The following is a 21,157-nucleotide window of genomic DNA, read 5'->3' on the forward strand; positions in this document are numbered from 1 at the left end:
AAGAGCCAACCGCAATGGATGGCCCTTGTTCATTATGAAGCATTAGAACATTTCTGAAACAACCTTTTGTTCTAAGAAGTGTAATAAGTAGTCTGGACTACCTGTTTTAGCGTCCGTACCTGACATTTTGAAACCACCAAATGGATGGTATCCAACAACTGCTGAAGTACAGCCTCTGTTAAGGTATAAATTGCCTACATCAAATTCGTTTACCGCTTTAATCCAATGCTCGCGATTATTTGTAATCACTGCACCAGTTAAACCGTAATCTGTATCATTTGCAACCTCAATTGCTTCATCAAAATCGTTAACTTTCACAAAGCCAACAACTGGACCAAAAATTTCTTCTTGCATGATTCTATCTTTAGATTTAAGTCCTGAAATGATTGTTGGTTCTACAAAGTAACCTTTTGAATCATCAGTGCCGCCACCTTGTTCTAATTTACCTTCTTCTTTACCAATCTCAATATAATTTTTAATCTTATCAAATTGTTTTTTATTAATAACTGGGCCCATATACGTATTGTCTACAGTATTGCCCAACGTTAATTCTTTTGTTAATTTGATTGATTTCTCTAATACTTCGTCATAAACGTCTTTATGCACAATTGCACGTGAACATGCTGAACATTTTTGACCAGAAAAACCAAATGCTGACGTTACAATAGCTTCTGCTGCCATATCTGTATCAATATTTTCATCAACTACAATGGCATCTTTACCACCCATTTCAGCGATAACACGTTTCAAGAAGTTTTGACCTTCTTGAACAACGGCACTACGTTCATAAATTCTAGTACCTGTCGCACGTGATCCTGTAAATGTAACGAAATGCGTATCTTTATGATCAACTAAGTAATCACCAATTTCTTTCGGATCACCAGGAACAAAGTTAACTACGCCTTTTGGTAATCCTGCTTCTTCTAAAATTTCCATTAATTTATAAGCGATATAAGGTGTATCCTCAGCAGGTTTCAATAACACTGTATTACCTGCCACAACTGGTGCTAAAGTTGTACCAGCCATAATCGCAAACGGGAAGTTCCACGGCGGAATTGTAACACCTGTACCAATTGATTTATAGAAATATTTATTGTGTTCACCTTCACGATCAAGTACTGGCTTACCTTGAGCCAAGTCCATCATTGAACGTGCATAGTATTCAATAAAATCAATACCTTCAGCTGCATCACCAACTGCTTCATCCCATGGCTTACCTGCTTCATAAACCATAATTGCTGCAATTTCCGCTTTTCGACGACGAATAATTGCCGAAACACGTAACATAAGCTCTGCACGATCATTTGCTGACCATGTTTTCCAAGATTTATAAGCTTCGTTTGCTGCTTTAAACGCATCTTCAACATCTTGTTTTGTTGCCTTTGATGCATTTGCAATCACTTGTGATGTGTCTGCAGGATTGATTGATTTAATTTTGTCATCTTTGAAAATCTTCTCTCCATTAATCACTAATGGTATGTCTTGACCTAATTCTTTTTCCACGTCTTTCAATGCTTTCTTAAACATATCCACATTTTCTTGGACTGAAAAATCGTAACCAGGTTCATTTTTAAATTCTACTACCATGTACACTTACCCCCTATAAATTTTGAAAGTGGTTTAACCCTTTGATTTAATGATATAACATCATTTAAACTCATTTTACTATGATTAAGGTTAGTTTTGCAATCGCTTTCATTTTTATGTTTTATCACTTATTCTCAAGTATTTTGAAATTGATTGGTTACTTTTTAAAATTTATATGGGTCGCAACTGCTACTTTATCGTTTCGTCATTTAATGTTTCGGATGGTAGGTCATTATCAATTTTACGAACGACTTTACAAGGGTTTCCAACCGCTAAGCTGTGTGGCGGAATATCTTTAGTGACAACACTACCAGCACCAATCACACTGCCTTCTCCAATCGTCACCCCTGGTAACACGGCTACATGACCGCCAAACCAAGTATTACTGCCAATATGAATGGGTCCGGCTTTTTCAAAACCTTCATTTCTATGATGGAAATTAAGTGGATGTGTCGCTGTGTAGAATCCACAATTAGGTCCTATAAAAACATTATCGCCAATTGTAATCTGTCCACCATCCATAAAGTAACAATTGGTGTTTACATAGACATTTTTTCCTAGTTTAACGTTCCAACCATAATCTGTATCAAAAGGAATCGAAATACTTACATTGTCTGTTGTTGTTTGAAATAATTGATCAATTAATTCCTTTCTTTTATTTGTAGCACTCGGTCTTGTATGATTTAATTCAAAGCAAATATCTTTCGCTCGTGCACGTTCATTGATTAAGTATTGATCAAAGTTTGCATCGTACCATTTTTCTGCTAACATTTTTTCTTTTTCAGTCATTACACCTTTCAACTCCTAATAACTTATTTACTTGTTTAAAAGTTAATCAAATAAACCTTCGCCTATGCAACTAATACGCTATAACATTATGAAATCATGACCTTATCACCCTTATCTATACAATTCTCGCATCAAATACTGCTAAAGTAGTAGATAAATTCAATACTACAGACGCATTCATTTTTTAATCTATTAACGTACAATGTGAGTAAGAGAAATATAAAGGAGTATGATAGCGATGAGAATATTAATTACAGGCACAGTTGCTATCTTAATCATTCTAGGTTTGGTCAAAACGATACAAGATTACGAAATGACAAACGACACGAGTCGTCAGTTGTCAGACAACAAAGATGATGATAAAGTCATCCATCTTAATAATTTTAAAAATTTACATGCGAAAGAATTTAACCCATCTGATTTCTTTTAAGTCACCTAAGAATTGCAAATCCAGAAGTCATTTAAGTTTTACCTTTCATTCATACATCCTTTAATATTAATTACGACTTCTTTTATATAGATGCTAAGTAGAGAGATTGTTGTGCAATGTTTGCACGGCAATCTCTCTTTTTCTTTTTAAAATTGGTAAAAGTAAAACGCAACGATTGACTTATATACCTATAGGGGGTACATTAGACGTGTAACAATGAATCACAGGGAGGCAATAATGTGGCTAATACGAAAAAAACAACATTAGATATCACTGGTATGACTTGTGCCGCATGTTCAAATCGTATCGAAAAGAAACTGAATAAACTTGATGACGTTAATGCCCAAGTGAATTTAACTACAGAGAAAGCAACTGTTGAGTATAACCCTGATCAACATGATGTCCAAGAATTTATTAATACGATTCAACATTTAGGTTACGGTGTCGCTGTAGAAACTGTCGAATTAGACATTACAGGTATGACTTGTGCTGCATGCTCAAGCCGTATTGAAAAAGTGTTAAATAAAATGGACGGCGTTCAAAATGCAACGGTCAATTTAACAACAGAGCAAGCTAAAGTTGACTATTATCCTGAAGAAACAGATGCTGATAAACTTGTCACTCGCATTCAAAAATTAGGTTATGACGCGTCTATTAAAGATAACAATAAAGATCAAACGTCACGCAAAGCTGAAGCGCTACAACATAAATTGATTAAGCTTATCATATCAGCAGTATTATCTTTACCACTATTAATGTTAATGTTTGTACATCTTTTCAATATGCATATACCAGCACTATTTACGAATCCATGGTTCCAATTTATTTTAGCTACACCTGTACAATTTATTATTGGATGGCAATTTTATGTAGGTGCTTATAAAAACTTAAGAAATGGTGGCGCCAATATGGATGTACTTGTTGCTGTTGGTACAAGTGCAGCATATTTTTACAGTATTTATGAAATGGTTCGTTGGCTAAATGGCTCAACAACGCAACCGCATTTATACTTTGAAACAAGCGCCGTACTAATTACCTTAATCTTATTCGGTAAGTATTTAGAAGCTAGAGCGAAGTCTCAAACAACCAATGCGCTTGGCGAATTATTAAGTTTACAAGCTAAAGAAGCACGCATTTTAAAAGATGGTAATGAAGTGATGATTCCTCTAAATGAAGTACATGTTGGAGATACACTTATCGTTAAACCAGGTGAAAAGATACCTGTTGATGGCAAAATTATTAAAGGTATGACTGCCATCGACGAATCTATGTTAACAGGTGAATCTATCCCTGTTGAGAAGAATGTTGATGATACTGTAATTGGTTCAACGATGAACAAAAACGGTACTATTACTATGACAGCAACAAAAGTTGGCGGGGACACTGCGTTGGCAAATATTATTAAAGTTGTCGAAGAAGCTCAAAGTTCTAAAGCGCCGATTCAACGATTGGCAGATATTATTTCTGGTTATTTCGTTCCTATCGTTGTTGGTATCGCACTATTAACATTTATCGTGTGGATTACTTTAGTTACACCAGGTACATTTGAACCTGCACTTGTTGCGAGTATTTCCGTTCTCGTCATTGCTTGTCCATGCGCATTGGGACTTGCTACACCAACTTCTATTATGGTAGGTACTGGTCGCGCTGCTGAAAATGGTATTTTATTTAAAGGTGGCGAGTTTGTTGAACGCACACATCAAATTGATACCATCGTTTTAGATAAGACGGGTACCATTACAAATGGTCGTCCAGTCGTGACAGATTATCATGGTGACAATCAAACGCTACAACTACTTGCTACTGCTGAAAAAGATTCTGAACACCCATTGGCAGAAGCCATTGTCAATTATGCAAAAGAAAAGCAATTAATATTAACTGAGACAACAACATTTAAAGCAGTACCTGGCCATGGTATTGAAGCAACGATTGATCATCACCATATATTGGTTGGTAACCGTAAATTAATGGCTGACAATGATATTAGCTTGCCTAAGCATATTTCTGATGATTTAACACATTATGAACGAGATGGTAAAACTGCTATGCTCATTGCTGTTAATTATTCATTAACTGGTATCATCGCAGTGGCAGATACTGTCAAAGATCATGCCAAAGATGCTATAAAACAATTGCATGATATGGGCATTGAAGTTGCCATGTTAACTGGCGATAATAAAAACACTGCTCAAGCCATTGCAAAACAAGTAGGCATAGATACTGTTATTGCAGATATTTTACCAGAAGAAAAAGCTGCACAAATTGCGAAACTACAGCAACAAGGTAAGAAGGTTGCGATGGTTGGTGACGGTGTAAATGATGCACCTGCATTAGTTAAAGCTGATATCGGTATCGCCATTGGTACAGGTACAGAAGTTGCCATTGAAGCAGCTGATATTACTATTCTTGGTGGCGACTTGATGCTTATTCCTAAAGCCATTTATGCAAGTAAAGCAACCATTCGTAATATTCGTCAAAATCTATTTTGGGCATTCGGCTATAATATTGCCGGTATCCCTATAGCTGCATTGGGCTTACTTGCGCCATGGGTTGCTGGTGCTGCAATGGCACTAAGTTCAGTAAGTGTTGTCACAAACGCACTTAGATTGAAAAAGATGCGATTAGAACCACGCCGTAAAGATGCCTAGATTCCTTAATAATGAAGGATTCGTTGGTGATTCTGAGATAGGCTAGTGATTGGCTCTATAATGTCGCGGTTTACAGTTGGATCTTCGCTCCAACTGCATATATAGTTACACTTTTCGCTTGGCGAATTAGTGTATCTTACCTAATAGCTCCGCCTATTAGGTTCCATCATTATTATAAATAATAAGTACACTACGGTTTACAGTTGGATCTTCGCTCCAACTGCATAAGAGCCACTAATTATTATAAATAATAAGTGGCTCTAAAAGGAGGTGAATGCTATGTCACAAGAAATTTTAAATGTTGAAGGTATGAGCTGTGGTCACTGCAAAAGTGCTGTTGAATCTGCATTAAATAATATTGACGGTGTCACTTCAGCTGACGTTAACCTTGAAAATGGTCAAGTAAGTGTTCAATATGATGACAGTAAAGTTGCTGTATCTCAAATGAAAGACGCAATTGAAGATCAAGGTTACGATGTCGTTTAATTAGGCAATATTCAACGTCATCAACACCAAATTAAAAAATCGAACTGATGAGAATCCCAACAATCCAAATTATCTCATCAGTTCGATTTTTAATTTACTCGTAACCTAGTATCTCCAGTCTGCAATACATCTAATGTTGCATCTAATGCATCGACAATTAGATTTTTAACTGCAGCTTCAGTATAAAACGCAATATGTGGTGTTAATATGACATCTTCCCTGTCAATCAACGATTCTAACAATGGATCGTTCAGTGTTTTGCCCCTTTGATCACTTGGGAAAAGTTTGCGTTCAAATTCATACGTATCAAGTGCTGCACCTTTAATCACACCATTGTCTAATGCGTCTAATAACGCCTTAGTATCTACTAAAGAACCTCTCGCACAATTGACAAATACTGCGCCCTTTTTAAAATGTTTAAATAATTCAGCATTAAATAGATAATGATTATATTTCGTTGCAGGTACATGTAATGTCACGATATCAGCACCTTCAACCGCTTCCTCAATCGTATCTTTGTAATCGACATACGTTGCAATTTTAGCATTAGGAAACGGGTCGTATGCGACCACATCACTTTGATAACCATTGGCAAATATATCGGCTACTACACGGCCAATTCGACCTGTACCAATAACAGCTACTTTTAAATCTTTAATGGATTTCGATAAAATAGTAGGTTCCCATCTAAAATCATGCTCCCGCACTTTCGTTTGAATTTGATTAAAATGACGAACCACATTAATAGCCTGGTTCACAGCAAACTCCGCAATTGAATTCGGAGAGTATGACGGCACATTTGACACAATAAAGTTATACTTGTTTGCTAACTCCAAATCATATGTATCAAATCCAGCACTACGTTGTGCGATTTGTTTAATACCTAGTTCATTTAATCGTTTATAAACATGCTCTGATAATGGTATTTGTTGTGATAGCGATAAGCCATCATAACCAGCGACACCTTCAACATTGTCATCAGTTAATGCTTCTTTAGTAATATCTACCTCAACATGATGTTTCTCTGCCCACGCCTTGATATAAGGCATATCTTCATCACGTACACTCATGATTTTAATTTTTGTCATTTTAACATCACCCTTAACTTTATTATTCATATAAATATGCTAGTTCTGTTAATCTTATTGCAGCTTCGTCTAATTTCTGGTCATCTAACGCCAATGAAATTCTCACATAACGATTACCATTCTCTCCAAATGGTTTCCCTGGAGCAACAAGTATTGACTTCTCTTGCACTAAAAATTGCTCAAATTGCTCGCTGTCATAACCAGGCGGTGTTTCCAACCATACATATATGCCACCTTTAGCATGAACAAATGGCAAATCAGCTTTTGCAAGCATGGCTTCGAATCGGTCACGACGTGTTTTAAATACATTGCTTTGTTCTTCTAAAAAATCATCATAATGATTCAAAGCATATATTGCGGCATCTTGTAATGCACCAAACATCCCAGCATTTGTGTGCGTTTGGTACTTTTTCAAAGCTTGAATCATATCTTTATTACCAACTGCAAAACCGACTCTAAAACCTGACATGTTATAACCTTTAGACAAGGAATAAATTTCAATCGCAACATCTTTCCCATTTTCCGAAGCAAGTATACTAGGATTTTTAGCGTCGAAACCGAAAGCACCATAAGCAAAATCATGCACGATTTTAGTGTCTGTACCTTTAAATTTAGCTATCGCTTCATCAAAAACTTCTTTCGTAGCTGTCGATCCAGTTGGATTATTTGGATACGTTAAATAAATGAGTTTTGTTTTATCTATTATTTGTGAATCAACTTTGGACCAATCTGGCAAATAATGTGGCGGTTCTAAATTAAGCGGGACTGGCTTGCCATCAGCTAAAAGTACACCTGCTAAATAATCCGTGTAGCCTGGATCAGGTAGTAATACATAGTCTCCTGGATTGATAACACATGTTGGTACTGCCACTAATCCATTTTTTGTACCATATAAAATGCATACTTCATCTTCTTTATCTAACGTCACATTATATTGTCTTTGATAAAAATCTACAATAGCTTGCTTGAACGCTTCTTTACCATGAAAAGCACCATATTTTTGATTTTCAGGAATAGTTAGTGCTTTTTGAAAATGATCAATAATACCTTGTGGCGTGGGCCCATCAGGGATTCCAACTGCCATATTAATTAATGGCAATGGTCCATGTTCGATTTTACGTCCCATCGTTTTCCCGAAATAACTATCAGGGATATTTGCTAATTTGTTAGAGATCATCAAATTCCTCCTCTATCATTAAACATAGCCTGGGCGACTATCATAATCCTAACAACTTGTATCACTCTCATTTAGATGGTTACAATGACATCGCCATTCACCGTTATGTTCAACAGAACTTATGACACACGTTGTATTGAATGAATTTATTTTCATTTTAGGTAGGTATAATATTATTGTCAATATTAGGAATTTTCAGATTAATATGCACTCAATCGTTATGATTTAACTGTCATGCATATCCGCATGCGCAACCAGTTAGATATGCTTATATAAAGTATAACGCCCATCAAGGTACGTATTCAAACGTGAACCTTAACAGGCGTCATTCATTGTTAAATAAAACTTCTTAAGCACATACTTATTTCACTATGCCTTTTACGTTCCCCTTATACTTTTCTCACATCTTTCTCTTAGACTACTCCCTTATACGCCCCGCTCAATATCTTTAATCATTTCATCTACAGTTATTTTCGCACTCGTTAAGACAATAGGAACGCCTGCACCTGGATGCGTACTTGCACCTGCAAAATATAAATCTTTATAATCTCGCGATACATTTTGTGGACGATAATAATTACTTTGCGCTAAAGTTGGCATTAAACCGAATGCCGAACCAAATTTCGCATGATACGTTTGCTCAAAATCATTTGGCGTAAAGATTGTTTCTGAAACAATATGCGATTTTATATCTTCAAATACTTCAATCGTTGCTAATTTACGATAAATAATTTCCTTTATTTGTTGCGTCAAAGCTTCATCTGACCAATCGATTCCGCTACCTGTTTTAAGTTCCGGCGTCGGCATTAGCACATAAATACCAGTTTTGCCTTCTGGCGCAAGTGATTTATCAGCGACCGCTGGTACATACACATAAATAGAAGGATCATATGATAAACGTCCCTCAAATATTTCTTCAATATTGCCTCTAAAGTCATCTGAAAAAATAACATTATGAAGTCTCACTTGATCTGTCACATCAATATCTATACCGATATACATTAAAAATGCTGAACAAGAGTAATCTAAGTCTGCAATTTTATGTGGTGGATACTTTTTAATAGGTGCAAAATCTGGCATTAATGATTCCGCAACACTAGGGAAATCAGCCGTACATAAAATTTTATCAAATTTTCTTATGTCACCATTCACTTTTATCGCATCGGCCCGTTTGAATTTAGGATCAATAATAATTTGCTCAATTTCAGCATTTAGTTCAATATTAACGCCTAAGTCTTTATTTAATTGCGCTAGCCCTTGAGCCATGCCATACATACCGCCTTTAATAAAATGCACACCAAACATCATTTCAATCATAGGAATAATTGAATATAGTGACGGGCCTCGTTTTGGATCAATTCCTATGTATAACGTTTGAAACGCTAAAAGCTTTTGTATCTTTTCGTTATCAATATAATGTTCAATTAGCTGATCTGCATGATTTAACGTTTTTAACTTAGCACCTTGCACAAGTGACGTCATATTATAAAAGTCACTCGGTTTGCGATACGTTCTTTCTAAGAAATAGCGACGTGCAATTTCATATTTTTTATAAACATCCGTTAAAAAGGACATAAAACCATGCGTTGAACCAGGTTCTATACTTTCTAGCATTTGCTGTAATTCAGCTAAATCTGTAGGCACCGTTATACGATCATCGTGGTCAAAATACACATCGTAAATATAACGTAATTGTCTCAATTCAATATAATCTTCATAATTTTTACCACACGCTGTAAAAACATCTTTATAAACATCTGGCATCATGACAATTGTGGGACCCATATCAAATGTAAAGCCGTCTTTCTTTAATTGATTCATACGCCCGCCTACATTATTATTTTTTTCAAATATCGTCACTTCATGACCTTGAGAAGCAATACGGGCTGCCGCTGCTAATCCTGTGACACCTGCACCAATTACTGCAATCTTCATTATTCAACCACCTATATTCTATGATATTTACTATTTATTTCATGAAACAACTTTGCCTTTTTCCTCTTATCCACAAAAACACGTTCATGTAATGTATAGTTAGCCTGTCTCACTTCGTCCAGTATTTCAATATATATACGTGCTGCTAATTCTATGATTGGTTGTGCTTCAATACTAAATACTTTGATTTGATCCATAACATCTTGAAAATCTTTTTCTGCGATAGCTGCATAATATTCCCATAAGTCAATATAATGATTATTAACACCATTTTGGTACACTTCAGCAATATCAACTTCATATTGCTTTAATCGTTGCTTACTAAAATATATCCGTTCATTGTCAAAATCTTCACCGACATCTCTTAATATATTAATCAATTGCAACGATTCACCAAGTCTTCTTGCGACATCGTATGTCTGATGTGTTTCATGATCACTTAAAATCGGCGTCAATACTTCACCTACTGTACCAGCAACACCATAACAATATCCGAATAATTCAGCGTCCGTTTCAAACATTGTAAAATGTTGATCTTTATATACAGTATCAATGAGATTATAAAAAGATTGAAAGGCGATATTTTTATGTTGTGCAACATGCTGAAGCGCCATCATGATTCTACGATCACTTTGAAAGTGATGATGTTCATATGGGTATTTTTCAATAGATTGTATATCTTCTTTTATTTGATTTAAAAATTGAATATCGCCATAAACATCTATACTGTCATCAATTTTACGACACACAGCATAAATTGCCCAAACCGCTTTTCTTTGATCTTCTGGTAACAAGTCAAAAGCGTAAGAAAAGCTTTTTGAATGTTTCTTCATGATTTTATGACAATATTTAAAATTCATATCCATCATTGTCATACTAGTCCTCCTATATTGAAATGCCATTACCTTGATTTATTGTTCTTTAGATATAGAATATTGACGACCTTTCCATTCAACTACACCATAACGATGCGTTTGTTTCCAAGATTGGATGAAAATTTTAGTAAAAAACATAAATAACAATGGATGACATACCATTAATAAATTAGAAAATTGGCCGACCCTTCGATGCAGATAAATAAATTGTGTAGTATAGCTCAAGTAAAGTGCTACCATTTTTCTTACAGACATTTGGCGATATTTTAAACTAAGACATAGCCCTAAAATACTCGCTATAGAACCAAACAACCACAACACAATTGCTGTCATGATCTTAGGCTTTGTGCCACCTGCCCCAGTTGACAAATGCTTTGTCCATCCTTCTTGTAATGACTGAAATCCTTCTTGATACATGCGAAATGCAACAAATGGAAACCCTTCATAAACTGTTACGGGCAATGATTGTGAAGTATATGCACTTCCTAAAGCAAATCCTTCAATAATATGACGGTTTGCACTTTTATGACCTCCAGTTGCATAATAATCTTCTTTATTTGTTAATGTCACCGGTCCAAATGCATGCTGGTTAGTCCGACCGTCGTCTAAGGTAGAAAATACATTCATACCAACGACTGTCATTAAATTAAATATCGCTGAAAACCCTTCGTAGAAACGCTTTGTTATATGATAAGGCTGTACGCTTAACAATCCTTTTTCACCTTGTAATTGATACTGATTAATCAACGTTTCAACAGCATCTTTCCTTAAGAAAGTTACATCAGCATCTACAAAGGCAATGCGATTCGTACATGCATGCGTCACACCTTGATAACAAGCATGTGATTTCCCATACCATTTGCCGTCAGTATCATCAACAACATCTACTACAGTCGCACCATATGAACGTGCTACACGTGCTGTTTCATCTGTCGATCCGTCATTCATAACAATGACATCTACTGGAACTTGCTGTTGTATTATCGAATGTAGTAAATGACCTATTCTTTTTTCTTCGTTTCTAGCCGGAATAATAATTGTTAATGCTTTATGATTGAAGTTCAGCGTTTTCGCCTTTAGCTGATGTCTACGATTAAATATCAATGCACCACACGCCATAGACATGGTCACTATTACTGTTAATATTCGTGATAACCATTTCATAGATATCACTTCCTATTCTTCGCTTCTCGCGCGTTTATTTTGTCTGCGACTTGTTGCCCACTTAATGTAACCATTGGCATGCCACCACCAGGATTTACTGATCCACCTACAAAGTACAAGTTTTCAAAATACTGACTTTCTTTAGGAAATTTAAATCCTTTGTTTTTCTTTTTATCTGCTACAACACCATATATTGCACCACGATTAGAACGATAATTTTTTTCAATATCCTCCGGTGTCCAAACATCTTCATAAATAATGTGTTTTCTTAAATCAGTAAGTCCCATTTTTTCTAATTTATCCAAAATTTTATCCCTAAACTTCGCATAATCTTCAGTGGTAAAAGGCTGATCTTGAATATATGGAATATGTGGTAAGACTTTGATATTTTCATAACCTACTGGCGCTTGTGTGTGATCAGTTTTATTCGTATTTACTAGATAAATGGTCGGATCATCTGGCAATACCTTTTCATGAAAAACTTGTTGATAATTGAGATAAGCATTTTCCGTAAAAAAGAAATTATGATGTGCTAATTGCGGGTATTGGCAAGCAACACCTAAATGCATCACATATCCTGAGCTTGCCGGCTCAAATTCCCTCTCTAATTTGTTTAATCGTTGAGTATCAAGGTGAATTAAATATTTATAAGTAGGTATGACTTCCATATTTGAAATAATATAATCTGCCTTTACAAACTCACCTGTATCTAATCTGACACCCGTCACACGTCTTTGATATGTTTTAATATTGTCCACACGTGCACCTGTATGAATTGTGACACCTTCTTCACGCGCTAGCTTTTCCAAGGCATTGGCTAAATGATGGATTCCACCTTCTACATACCAAAGGCCTTGCTCTTGTTGCATATGGAATAACATAGATAATACAGCTGGCGCATCGTATGATGAAGAACCTACATATTTGATAAAATAGCCTAACATTTGTCGCAAGTATGGATTCGAGATACGCTTGTCTATGGCCTGTTGCATAGTATGTACATAATCATAATTAATAAGAGCATTTAATGGCCCATGAAATTTAATAATTTGAGATAGTGTATCTAAACCATAGTTGAAATACCCTTTTTCAGTAATACGATCGATTCGTCTTGTATAATTCAAATAATTTTGCAGTTCCTCTATATCCTGTTTCGACAATATCGCATTATGCTGACCTGTTTCTTTAATACCTTCATACAAATCGATAGTCGTTCCATCTGGAAAAAAGCTACGCCATTGATGTGGCAATCGCTTGATTGTAACGTAGTCTGACATTTGCTTCTTGCTATATTCGAATAATTTTTCAAAAATATAAGGCATCGTTAAAATAGATGGACCTAAATCAAAGCCAAAGCCATCTGATTCATGACGATTCACTTTGCCTCCTATATGATTATTTTGTTCATATAATGAGACCGAATAGCCACTTTGTGCCATTCGAATTGCTGCAGAAATCCCACCTAAGCCACCACCAATAACGATGATATGTTTAGTCATGACGTTCACCTCTTCGTTTTAATATGCGTAGTAACTGCGTTAATCTCGGTCGATTATAGCGTTGCACAATAATGATTGGAACATTAGCTATCATTGCATAGAAAATATTTATATACTTTACTAAACGAGGGCCTTTATTGAATATGATGACTGGAAGTATCGATATCCAATGAATCAACTCTGCCCTCTTTGTCTCTATAATCATTTTTTCAATTTCATCAGTATTGATTGTCATTAAATGACGCTGATCATATATATTTTGATTAAGCTGATGACCATCTAAAATCTTATGTTTCCATTTTCTTACGTAAAACCATTTGTTCCAAAATTTTCCATGCTTCTCAAAGTTAAATGATTTAAATATTATGTACTTCTGACGAAAATACTTATCAGGAATTCTTGTACCTAAATTTGCTATATTTAGTTGAACAATTAACCAATACATACTACAAAAAAATGCTGTTTTAATATATTTTTTCATGGTTTTCATCTAAATTGAATCACTCTCAATCATACTGACATAGTATAAATTATCACTTTATTACTTAGTTCCCTAAAGATCAGTGAATAAACCGCTCTCATTTATATTTATATAAAACAAAAACGCCAATACTCTCATGTTAGAGAATATTGACGTCATTTGATTTACATTTGATTAATGAATGAAATTATATGAACCTGCTTGGTTTGCTGAAATTGTACGAGACGTAACCACACCAGCACCATGTCCATAGTTCATTTCTGAAACACGAACAGAACCGTTGCTGTTAACGCCTTCAACGTAAGCAACATGACCGTAATAGCCTTGTGTTGTTTGCATGATAGCACCAACTTTTGGTGTATTGTTCACTGTATAGCCAGATGATGCAGCTGCGTTAGCCCAATTACTTGCGTTACCCCATGTTGAACCAATTTTCCCACCAACACGATCAAATACATAATAAGTACATTGTCCTGAAGTATATAAGTTACTTCCTGATGCATAACCATTAGAAATTGAACGACCATTTGAAGATGGCGCTGCAGTTGTAGTCACATGAACATTATTACTTGTTGTGCTATAACTTGCACCTGAACCACCAGTATAATAGTTATTTGTTGCTGTTTGACTATTGTTTGTATAGTTATTGTATTGATATGAATGATTATAGTAGTTATTGTAAGATGCATTGTTATAACTATAAGTATTGTAGTTGTTGTAGTAGTATGTGTTGTTTTGCGTTAATTGACTTGGATTCCAATTTCCTGTCCAAGTGTAATGATAATTACCTTGTGCATCAATTGTATACGTATAGCTGTATGATTGAGCGTCATTAGAATTATATCCATTGTTATTTTGTTCTGCGGCTTGTGCATCATGTCCTGCAAATGCGATAGTGGCAAGTCCTGCTGTAGCGATTGTAGCTGTAACGATTTTTTTCATAATTAAATATCCTCCCAATAATCAAAACACTCTATACATATAGTCATTAGCGACTCAATTATTTTAAATTTTATATTTTTTATTTTTTTAGTATGCAAACAATTATAACTTTTATAGTTTTGCGACAAAACAAACTATAACAGAGATTAGGTGTCTTGCGGGCTTTGTTATCATAATGTAATCTGTTCCTAATAAAGCTTCATTGAATGTAATATACCAATTAGAATGTTTACAACACTTTTTCTGCACCGTTACTATGGGATTTGAAAATAAAAAAGCACTAAACTTTTAATGAAATACATCATTTTTGATAATAAATATCAGAAGTAATGTAATATTTCAAAAGTTTAGTGCATCAAATTATTTCTTATTTGTAGCATGTGTTTCCATCGTTTTTACAATCAAATCAGTCAGCGCTTTACTACCTGCATATTCTAAGTGAATACCGTCATATGCAAAGTATTCCGGATGACCTGCAGAAGCTTTATACCAATCGACTAGATGTACATTAGAGCGCTTTTCAGCTGCCTCATAAATTAATTTATTTATTCTACCTTCATAATCTCTAGGTACTCTAATAGAAACTAAATATATGTCTGCTTTTCCAAAACTATCCAATAGTTCATTTAATTGATCTTTCGTAAATGCCCCATTTGTACCAAGCTCTACTACAACTTTTTGACCTTTTTTAGCATAGTCTTTATATTGCGATTTCACAATTGGTGTAGCATCAACGAGTTGCCGTCCAACTTTACCATCAATTTGTGCATTTGGTATTTTCTTAGTAAAGACATTACCAATATCCACCATGACCGAGTCACCAATTAATAGTGGTGATGACTTTTTAATATCCTCTTTGCTATTCGCTGTCTGCTTATCCTCTTGCTTATCTTTTTTAACGACTTTTTTCTTCGTTGTTTTAAATTCCGTCTTCTTCTCTTTCTTCTCGGCTTCATGTTGTTTGCCAAGTGCATCAAACTGTCCACTGAGCACAACGATAGACGGAACCAATAATAGGATAACTAACACTGTTCTAGCAAATTGCCCCTTCTTTTTAGGTAAAAATGCAAAAGCTTTAAATCCTTTTTTACGTATAGGTGTTTCAATAAAGCGATACGAAATTTCAGCCATTAACGCTGTTAACAAAATTTCTATAATATAAACGTATACCGGTATTTGTCCTTGTACGTAATAACTGTTCACAAAAACAATGATAGGATAATGCCATAAGTATAAGCTATATGATCGTTTACCTATAATTAGTAAAGGTTTCATACTTAAAAATTTAGCAAATAAACTAGAAGGATGTACCGCAATTGCAATAATGAATAAAGTTGCAAATGATATAATGTAAAATCCTCCATTATAGATCCATTGATCTTGGTCTCCAACTATAAAGAACAAAGTCATTAGAACCGCAAAACCAGATATCCCTATAATATCTAATGATACGACAATCTTTTTAGAAATATCTTTTTTCAAAGCAAACGGAGGCCAAATAAATGCTAATATACAACCAAGCAATAAAGTTTGCAGTCGTGTATCTGTCCCAAAATACACACGTGAATTATCTCCAGTGATGAAATGAATCACTATCATAAGTCCTAAAGAAATCAACGATACAATAAATAGCGTTTGAATAATATTTCTCGGTTTAAATCTATGTAATAAGAACGTGATAACCAATGGGAAAAGCAAGTAAAATTGTTCTTCAATGGCTAAAGACCATAAATGTTTGAGTGGTTCAATAGCAAATTGGTTAAAATAATCTACATTCTGTGAAATGTACCACCAGTTTGAAACATAGAATATAGCTGCAATAGCATCTCGTTTCATTTGTATAATCAATTCCGGTTTAAATATCAGTGTGAACGTAAGCACGACACAGATTAAAAATAACACTGCCGGAATGAGTCGTTTCAATCGTCGCTTCCAAAACTCTAGCAAATCGATTTTTTGCGTCCGATAATACTCACTTATCAACAAACTTGTTATTAAATAACCTGAAATAACGAAGAATGTATCTACTCCTAAAAAGCCCCCACTTAACCATTGTGCATTCAAGTGATAAATAATGATTCCTATAACTGCGAATGCCCTCAATCCATCTAATCCAGGTAAGTATCGCGGGGAATACATTTTTTCTAAACGTTTAAAGTCTTTTGTATCCATGTTAATAAACGCCCCATTTATTTTTCTCTATTTTGTAGTATATCACAATATTTTTGAAAATAAAATATTGCACTGATTTTCATTAATTGATTTAACCCTTAATTAAGATAGTTTTAAATTTTTTATTAAGTAGAAAACAATTATTACAGTTGATTTCATTACTGCAAACCACATATAAATTTGTCGATTTTACTACATAACATAGATTATCATAGATTCTTGAATTTTTAGCAAAATAACTGTTATTTTCATTATATTTTTACAAAAAAAGGTTCGTTTTATATTTTATGCATCTTACTGTAACAGAATCATTAAGATATGCTATTCGAATATACTTTTTCAAAATTTATATAATGAATAAATTAACATGTATTGAAAAAAAAGCGAAATGCAGCCTATCCTCTAATGTAAACCAAACGATATATCTCGTCAGACTTTATATTTAAACGCTATGTGTCACTTTTAAAATGAATATTACTAAGATTGTCATATCAATTATTATTGCATCGAATTAATCTTTTAAATTTCTGTAATAAAACCTATTATCTACATCTAATTTAGGAAAACTACTTGGTAAATCTCCTCGCTTAATTTCACGGAAGTCATTATTAGAATAAAAATACTGTGCACTAATAAATTTATCAATTGTTCCTAAATAAATACCATCGATATTTTGTTCTTTACATGTCATTATAACTTTATCTAAAAGTTTTTTACCTATTTTTAAATTCCTATAACCTTTATCAACAAACATTTTTTTAAGTGCAGACATATTATTATCTAGTCTAATCAAACCTATAGTACCAACAATATTTTGATGATTGTTTATTGCAAGCCAAAATTGCCCTCCATTATTCAAATAGTTATGTTCGATGTTCTCCAAATCAGGTTGATCATCTCTATCAATTTTTATATTAAATTCATTTTTTTGAATCGATAAAATAAACTCGATTAGCTCTTCCTTATAAGACCTATTATATTCAATTATGTTTATAGCCATTTTTATCTCCTTTTTCATTTAATTTAATTATAAAATGTGCGTTTAGTTTGTATCTAGTGTACTCAGTACAGCCTCAAATGAAGTTTCATTCCACTTGGCACTTAATAAAGACAAGTATTTTAGCAGTAATACAATAAAGTCCAATAAATTTCCCTAACTTCAATATCCACTTTTTAAAAAATGTATTTTTAATTAATAAAAAAACTCTCCCCAATTTCTATGGGAAGAGCTATATATTTAATGTCTAAACATTACTTTTATTTATTATGAAGGAATTAGAATCCCCAAGCACCTAAACCTTGTGCTTTGTATGCTTTAACAGCTGCGTTGATTTGTTGGTCAACAGTGTTTGTTGGACCCCAACCTGGCATAGTTTGGAATAAACCTGAAGCACCTGATGGGTTGTAAGCATTTACTTGACCATTTGATTCACGAGCGATGATTGCAGCCCATGTAGAAGCTGAAACACCAGTACGTTGAGCCATGATTTGAGCTGCTGATGAACCAGTAGCACCTGCAGTATTACCATTGCTTAATCTCACTGAACTTGAAGTAGTTGAAGTGCTGTAGTTATGGTAAGTTGGAGCTGAAACAGCTTCAACGTTTGAGTTACTTGATTGTGCATTGTAGCTTACTGATTGTACATTTGAACCTTGGTTGTATGAAGTAGTGTAGTCTGCACCTGCAACGTTTGAGAAACCAGCAGTTTGACCATTAGCTGCTTCATAGCTCCATGACCATGTAGTACCATTTGAAGTGAAGTTATATTGGAAACCATCTTTTACAAAGTGGATGTCATATGCACCATCTTTGATTGGAGCTGCATTTAATTGATCTTGGTGATTATGCGCTAAGTCAACTAAGTGTGCTTGATCAACGTTTACTTCAGCAGCGTGTGCTTGATGTCCTGTACCTGCTGCGTAACCTGTTACACCTAATGCCACTGCTAATGATGATGCCATAATTGTCTTTTTCATAGTAAAAAATCCTCCAGTAATAATTGTAAGTTTATGTTTTTAGTAATTATATTTTGAATTTGAATGTCGTAGTGCAAGTTTAAATTGTCTTTTATTTCTTTCAACGGTACTCACTATATCACAAAAAACCAGCCAGTAAATTACACTTTCTTTACAAAACATTACAATATCAAGTGTTATTTGTAATGTTGAAATATGGCTGTTTTATACTGTAATGTGAAATATGTGCCCTTTAGAATCCAATCAACCCTTGAAATAGTCTTTAACACATAAGATTTTTACTATATTTAGCTCAACTATTACAGCTTTCGTAATATTACAGATTGTATTTTTGTTACATAGCTGTAATATATCTGACATGTAACTTCTCTTATTTTCGTACATTAAACGCAATTAAAAAGCAATCAACAAATATGTTTCTACACATGTATTGATTGCTATTATTGTTGTATATTCAAAGTTTTAAAACACACATCTTTTGTGAATTGTCTTATCTTTTATTAGCGCAAATAAACTGCAGCTCAATTATATTGTTCAACTTCATTCTCGCAATTCACAATAACATTAAATAATTTTTGGTCTCATATTTTCAAAAAACATACTGTTATTATCCCATGAATTTAAAAATATCATTAGTATATAAACGAAACACTTTACGATAAATGATATCTGCAAGCCAAGCTGTTACAAATGGTACAACAAAGAACGCTACTACAATTAGTAAGACACTCAACCAAGCAGAATCAACCTCCATAAATTTAAATGCATTAATCGGTCCTACCATTCCTATAAAACCAAATCCAGCTGACTCTTTCGTTCCATGAATACCTACTAATGCTGATACCAAACCTGATACAATGGCTGTCGTTAATATTGGTAACATAAGAATTGGATATTTCACCATATTAGGTATCATCATTTTAACGCCTCCAAAGAAGACGGATAACGGCACCCCTAAACGATTCACTTTACTTGTACCAATTATCAATACTGCTTCAGTCGCGGAGATACCAATTGACGCTGATCCAGCTGCTAAACCTGTAATACCTATCGCAAAGGCAATGGCCACAGTTGATAGTGGCGAAATAATAATAAGACTAAATACCATTGAAATCAAAATACTCATGACAATCGGTTGTAATTCTGTAAAACCATTAACCATATTACCGATGGCTGTTGTAATCATTTTCGTATACGGCAATATTAAAACACCAATTGCACCTGAAATACCGCCAACAACTGTTGGGAATACAATCAATGCCATACTACCTACGCGATGTTGAATAAGTAAAATGAATAACACTGCAATCGCTGCTGTAATCATTGTATTAATTAAATCACCAATACCCGTAATCATCCAAGCACCATTTTTAAACTGCGCTGCACCGCTTCCTACATATGCTGCACTTGCCACAACAGCAATTGCTAATGGCGATAGGTCAAATTTCATGGCAACCAATGCACCAATCAAAGCAGGTACTGTAAATTGAATTGCAACGACAACGCCTAATAACGTTTTAAAAATCGGATGATAATCCATAAAGTATTTAAAAATTTCTCCAAGTATCGCATTAGGAACTAAACCCGCAACAATACCTATGGCGACACCTGATAAAACTCTAAATATAAAATCTTTGGGTGTAATTGTTTTAATTGATGTCATAATATCATCCTTCCATTTATGTATATACATCTGTATGCAAATAATAAAGAGCCTTAAGTTATAAGCTGCCACTAGCTTAAATTCTAAGATGTGCATGCCGATGTTGTTATATTTAGGCTAGCAGTATCATCTATAACTCAAGACTATGAAAAATAGTATATCACAAAATTCTGAATTTTTAGATAAATAAATTGGCAATTTTTCAAACATATTGTTACAATACACTTTTATTTTATCTTCATTT

Annotated in this window: 18 protein-coding genes; 3 read left to right on the top strand and 15 right to left on the bottom strand. The window is 34.3% G+C overall.

From position 1 onward, the window contains the following. Positions 1 to 42: 42 nt before the first annotated feature. Both pruA and JG553_RS10045 read right to left on the bottom strand, forming a co-directional pair. Complete coding sequence (gene pruA / locus JG553_RS10040) at positions 43 to 1,587, bottom strand: L-glutamate gamma-semialdehyde dehydrogenase (protein WP_000259692.1); 1,545 nt, start codon at positions 1,585 to 1,587, stop codon at positions 43 to 45. Between the two features lie 189 nt (positions 1,588 to 1,776). After that, the gene (locus tag JG553_RS10045; RefSeq protein WP_000136500.1) at positions 1,777 to 2,376 is read right to left on the bottom strand and encodes a sugar O-acetyltransferase; all 600 of its coding nucleotides are present in this window, start codon (positions 2,374 to 2,376) and stop codon (positions 1,777 to 1,779) included. Between the two features lie 238 nt (positions 2,377 to 2,614). On the opposite strand from JG553_RS10045, the gene cwrA reads away from it, so the two are divergent. From cwrA to copZ, 3 genes are all read left to right on the top strand, one after another. Further along, positions 2,615 to 2,806, top strand: coding sequence for a cell wall inhibition responsive protein CwrA (gene cwrA / locus JG553_RS10050; RefSeq protein ID WP_001221404.1), 192 nt, complete (start codon positions 2,615 to 2,617; stop codon positions 2,804 to 2,806). Between the two features lie 239 nt (positions 2,807 to 3,045). Next, positions 3,046 to 5,454, top strand: coding sequence for a heavy metal translocating P-type ATPase (locus JG553_RS10055; protein WP_000024127.1), 2,409 nt, complete (start codon positions 3,046 to 3,048; stop codon positions 5,452 to 5,454). Between the two features lie 279 nt (positions 5,455 to 5,733). Beyond that, positions 5,734 to 5,940 carry a copper chaperone CopZ gene (copZ, locus tag JG553_RS10060; RefSeq protein ID WP_000076661.1) on the top strand — a complete coding sequence of 69 codons (207 nt, stop codon included), beginning with the start codon at positions 5,734 to 5,736 and terminating at the stop codon, positions 5,938 to 5,940. An 89-nt stretch (positions 5,941 to 6,029) separates the two neighbouring features. Here copZ and JG553_RS10065 read toward each other — a convergent pair whose 3' ends face one another. From JG553_RS10065 to JG553_RS10125, 13 genes are all read right to left on the bottom strand, one after another. After that, positions 6,030 to 7,028, bottom strand: coding sequence for a D-lactate dehydrogenase (locus tag JG553_RS10065; RefSeq protein WP_000161358.1), 999 nt, complete (start codon positions 7,026 to 7,028; stop codon positions 6,030 to 6,032). Between the two features lie 22 nt (positions 7,029 to 7,050). Next, on the bottom strand, positions 7,051 to 8,205 hold the full coding sequence (locus JG553_RS10070) for an aminotransferase class I/II-fold pyridoxal phosphate-dependent enzyme (RefSeq protein WP_000625059.1): 1,155 nt from the start codon (positions 8,203 to 8,205) through the stop codon (positions 7,051 to 7,053). 426 nt (positions 8,206 to 8,631) lie between these two features. Further along, positions 8,632 to 10,140 carry a phytoene desaturase family protein gene (locus JG553_RS10075; RefSeq protein WP_000686168.1) on the bottom strand — a complete coding sequence of 503 codons (1,509 nt, stop codon included), beginning with the start codon at positions 10,138 to 10,140 and terminating at the stop codon, positions 8,632 to 8,634. Positions 10,141 to 10,151: 11 nt separating this feature from the next. Beyond that, the gene (crtM, locus tag JG553_RS10080) at positions 10,152 to 11,015 is read right to left on the bottom strand and encodes a 4,4'-diapophytoene synthase CrtM (protein ID WP_000178307.1); all 864 of its coding nucleotides are present in this window, start codon (positions 11,013 to 11,015) and stop codon (positions 10,152 to 10,154) included. 36 nt (positions 11,016 to 11,051) lie between these two features. Beyond that, complete coding sequence (crtQ, locus tag JG553_RS10085; RefSeq protein WP_000871731.1) at positions 11,052 to 12,179, bottom strand: 4,4'-diaponeurosporenoate glycosyltransferase; 1,128 nt, start codon at positions 12,177 to 12,179, stop codon at positions 11,052 to 11,054. A gap of 5 nt (positions 12,180 to 12,184) precedes the next feature. Then, complete coding sequence (locus JG553_RS10090; RefSeq protein WP_000160456.1) at positions 12,185 to 13,678, bottom strand: phytoene desaturase family protein; 1,494 nt, start codon at positions 13,676 to 13,678, stop codon at positions 12,185 to 12,187. Further along, positions 13,671 to 14,159 carry a glycosyl-4,4'-diaponeurosporenoate acyltransferase gene (gene crtO, locus JG553_RS10095; protein ID WP_001795496.1) on the bottom strand — a complete coding sequence of 163 codons (489 nt, stop codon included), beginning with the start codon at positions 14,157 to 14,159 and terminating at the stop codon, positions 13,671 to 13,673. The genes JG553_RS10090 and crtO overlap by 8 nt, the downstream gene beginning before the upstream one ends. Before the next feature lie 174 nt (positions 14,160 to 14,333). Further along, positions 14,334 to 15,101, bottom strand: coding sequence for a CHAP domain-containing protein (locus JG553_RS10100; protein WP_000725225.1), 768 nt, complete (start codon positions 15,099 to 15,101; stop codon positions 14,334 to 14,336). A gap of 360 nt (positions 15,102 to 15,461) precedes the next feature. Further along, positions 15,462 to 17,273: an acyltransferase family protein gene (locus tag JG553_RS10105; protein WP_000379821.1), complete on the bottom strand. Its 1,812-nt coding sequence runs from the start codon at positions 17,271 to 17,273 to the stop codon at positions 15,462 to 15,464. 511 nt (positions 17,274 to 17,784) lie between these two features. Then, positions 17,785 to 18,273, bottom strand: coding sequence for a GNAT family N-acetyltransferase (locus tag JG553_RS10110; RefSeq protein WP_000996735.1), 489 nt, complete (start codon positions 18,271 to 18,273; stop codon positions 17,785 to 17,787). 275 nt (positions 18,274 to 18,548) lie between these two features. Then, positions 18,549 to 19,250, bottom strand: a complete 702-nt coding sequence (isaA, locus tag JG553_RS10115) for a lytic transglycosylase IsaA (protein ID WP_000751267.1) — start codon at positions 19,248 to 19,250, stop codon at positions 18,549 to 18,551. 607 nt (positions 19,251 to 19,857) lie between these two features. Next, the gene (locus tag JG553_RS10120; protein ID WP_000200684.1) at positions 19,858 to 20,913 is read right to left on the bottom strand and encodes a PTS sugar transporter subunit IIC; all 1,056 of its coding nucleotides are present in this window, start codon (positions 20,911 to 20,913) and stop codon (positions 19,858 to 19,860) included. A 126-nt stretch (positions 20,914 to 21,039) separates the two neighbouring features. Further along, complete coding sequence (locus JG553_RS10125) at positions 21,040 to 21,138, bottom strand: hypothetical protein (protein WP_223223613.1); 99 nt, start codon at positions 21,136 to 21,138, stop codon at positions 21,040 to 21,042. Positions 21,139 to 21,157: the final 19 nt, after the last annotated feature.

This window comes from Staphylococcus sp. T93, assembly GCF_016743875.1.
In the GTDB taxonomy this organism is placed as follows: domain Bacteria; phylum Bacillota; class Bacilli; order Staphylococcales; family Staphylococcaceae; genus Staphylococcus; species Staphylococcus aureus.

Excerpts from the sequence above, each read along its gene's own strand:
- pruA (WP_000259692.1), bottom strand. The coding sequence starts at position 1,587 with ATGGTAGTAGAATTTAAAAATGAACCTGGTTACGATTTTTCAGTCCAA.
- JG553_RS10045 (WP_000136500.1), bottom strand. The coding sequence starts at position 2,376 with ATGACTGAAAAAGAAAAAATGTTAGCAGAAAAATGGTACGATGCAAAC.
- cwrA (WP_001221404.1), top strand. The coding sequence starts at position 2,615 with ATGAGAATATTAATTACAGGCACAGTTGCTATCTTAATCATTCTAGGT.
- copZ (WP_000076661.1), top strand. The coding sequence starts at position 5,734 with ATGTCACAAGAAATTTTAAATGTTGAAGGTATGAGCTGTGGTCACTGC.
- JG553_RS10065 (WP_000161358.1), bottom strand. The coding sequence starts at position 7,028 with ATGACAAAAATTAAAATCATGAGTGTACGTGATGAAGATATGCCTTAT.
- JG553_RS10070 (WP_000625059.1), bottom strand. The coding sequence starts at position 8,205 with ATGATCTCTAACAAATTAGCAAATATCCCTGATAGTTATTTCGGGAAA.
- JG553_RS10075 (WP_000686168.1), bottom strand. The coding sequence starts at position 10,140 with ATGAAGATTGCAGTAATTGGTGCAGGTGTCACAGGATTAGCAGCGGCA.
- crtM (WP_000178307.1), bottom strand. The coding sequence starts at position 11,015 with ATGACAATGATGGATATGAATTTTAAATATTGTCATAAAATCATGAAG.
- crtQ (WP_000871731.1), bottom strand. The coding sequence starts at position 12,179 with ATGAAATGGTTATCACGAATATTAACAGTAATAGTGACCATGTCTATG.
- JG553_RS10090 (WP_000160456.1), bottom strand. The coding sequence starts at position 13,678 with ATGACTAAACATATCATCGTTATTGGTGGTGGCTTAGGTGGGATTTCT.
- crtO (WP_001795496.1), bottom strand. The coding sequence starts at position 14,159 with ATGAAAAAATATATTAAAACAGCATTTTTTTGTAGTATGTATTGGTTA.
- JG553_RS10100 (WP_000725225.1), bottom strand. The coding sequence starts at position 15,101 with ATGAAAAAAATCGTTACAGCTACAATCGCTACAGCAGGACTTGCCACT.
- JG553_RS10105 (WP_000379821.1), bottom strand. The coding sequence starts at position 17,273 with ATGGATACAAAAGACTTTAAACGTTTAGAAAAAATGTATTCCCCGCGA.
- JG553_RS10110 (WP_000996735.1), bottom strand. The coding sequence starts at position 18,273 with ATGGCTATAAACATAATTGAATATAATAGGTCTTATAAGGAAGAGCTA.
- isaA (WP_000751267.1), bottom strand. The coding sequence starts at position 19,250 with ATGAAAAAGACAATTATGGCATCATCATTAGCAGTGGCATTAGGTGTA.
- JG553_RS10120 (WP_000200684.1), bottom strand. The coding sequence starts at position 20,913 with ATGACATCAATTAAAACAATTACACCCAAAGATTTTATATTTAGAGTT.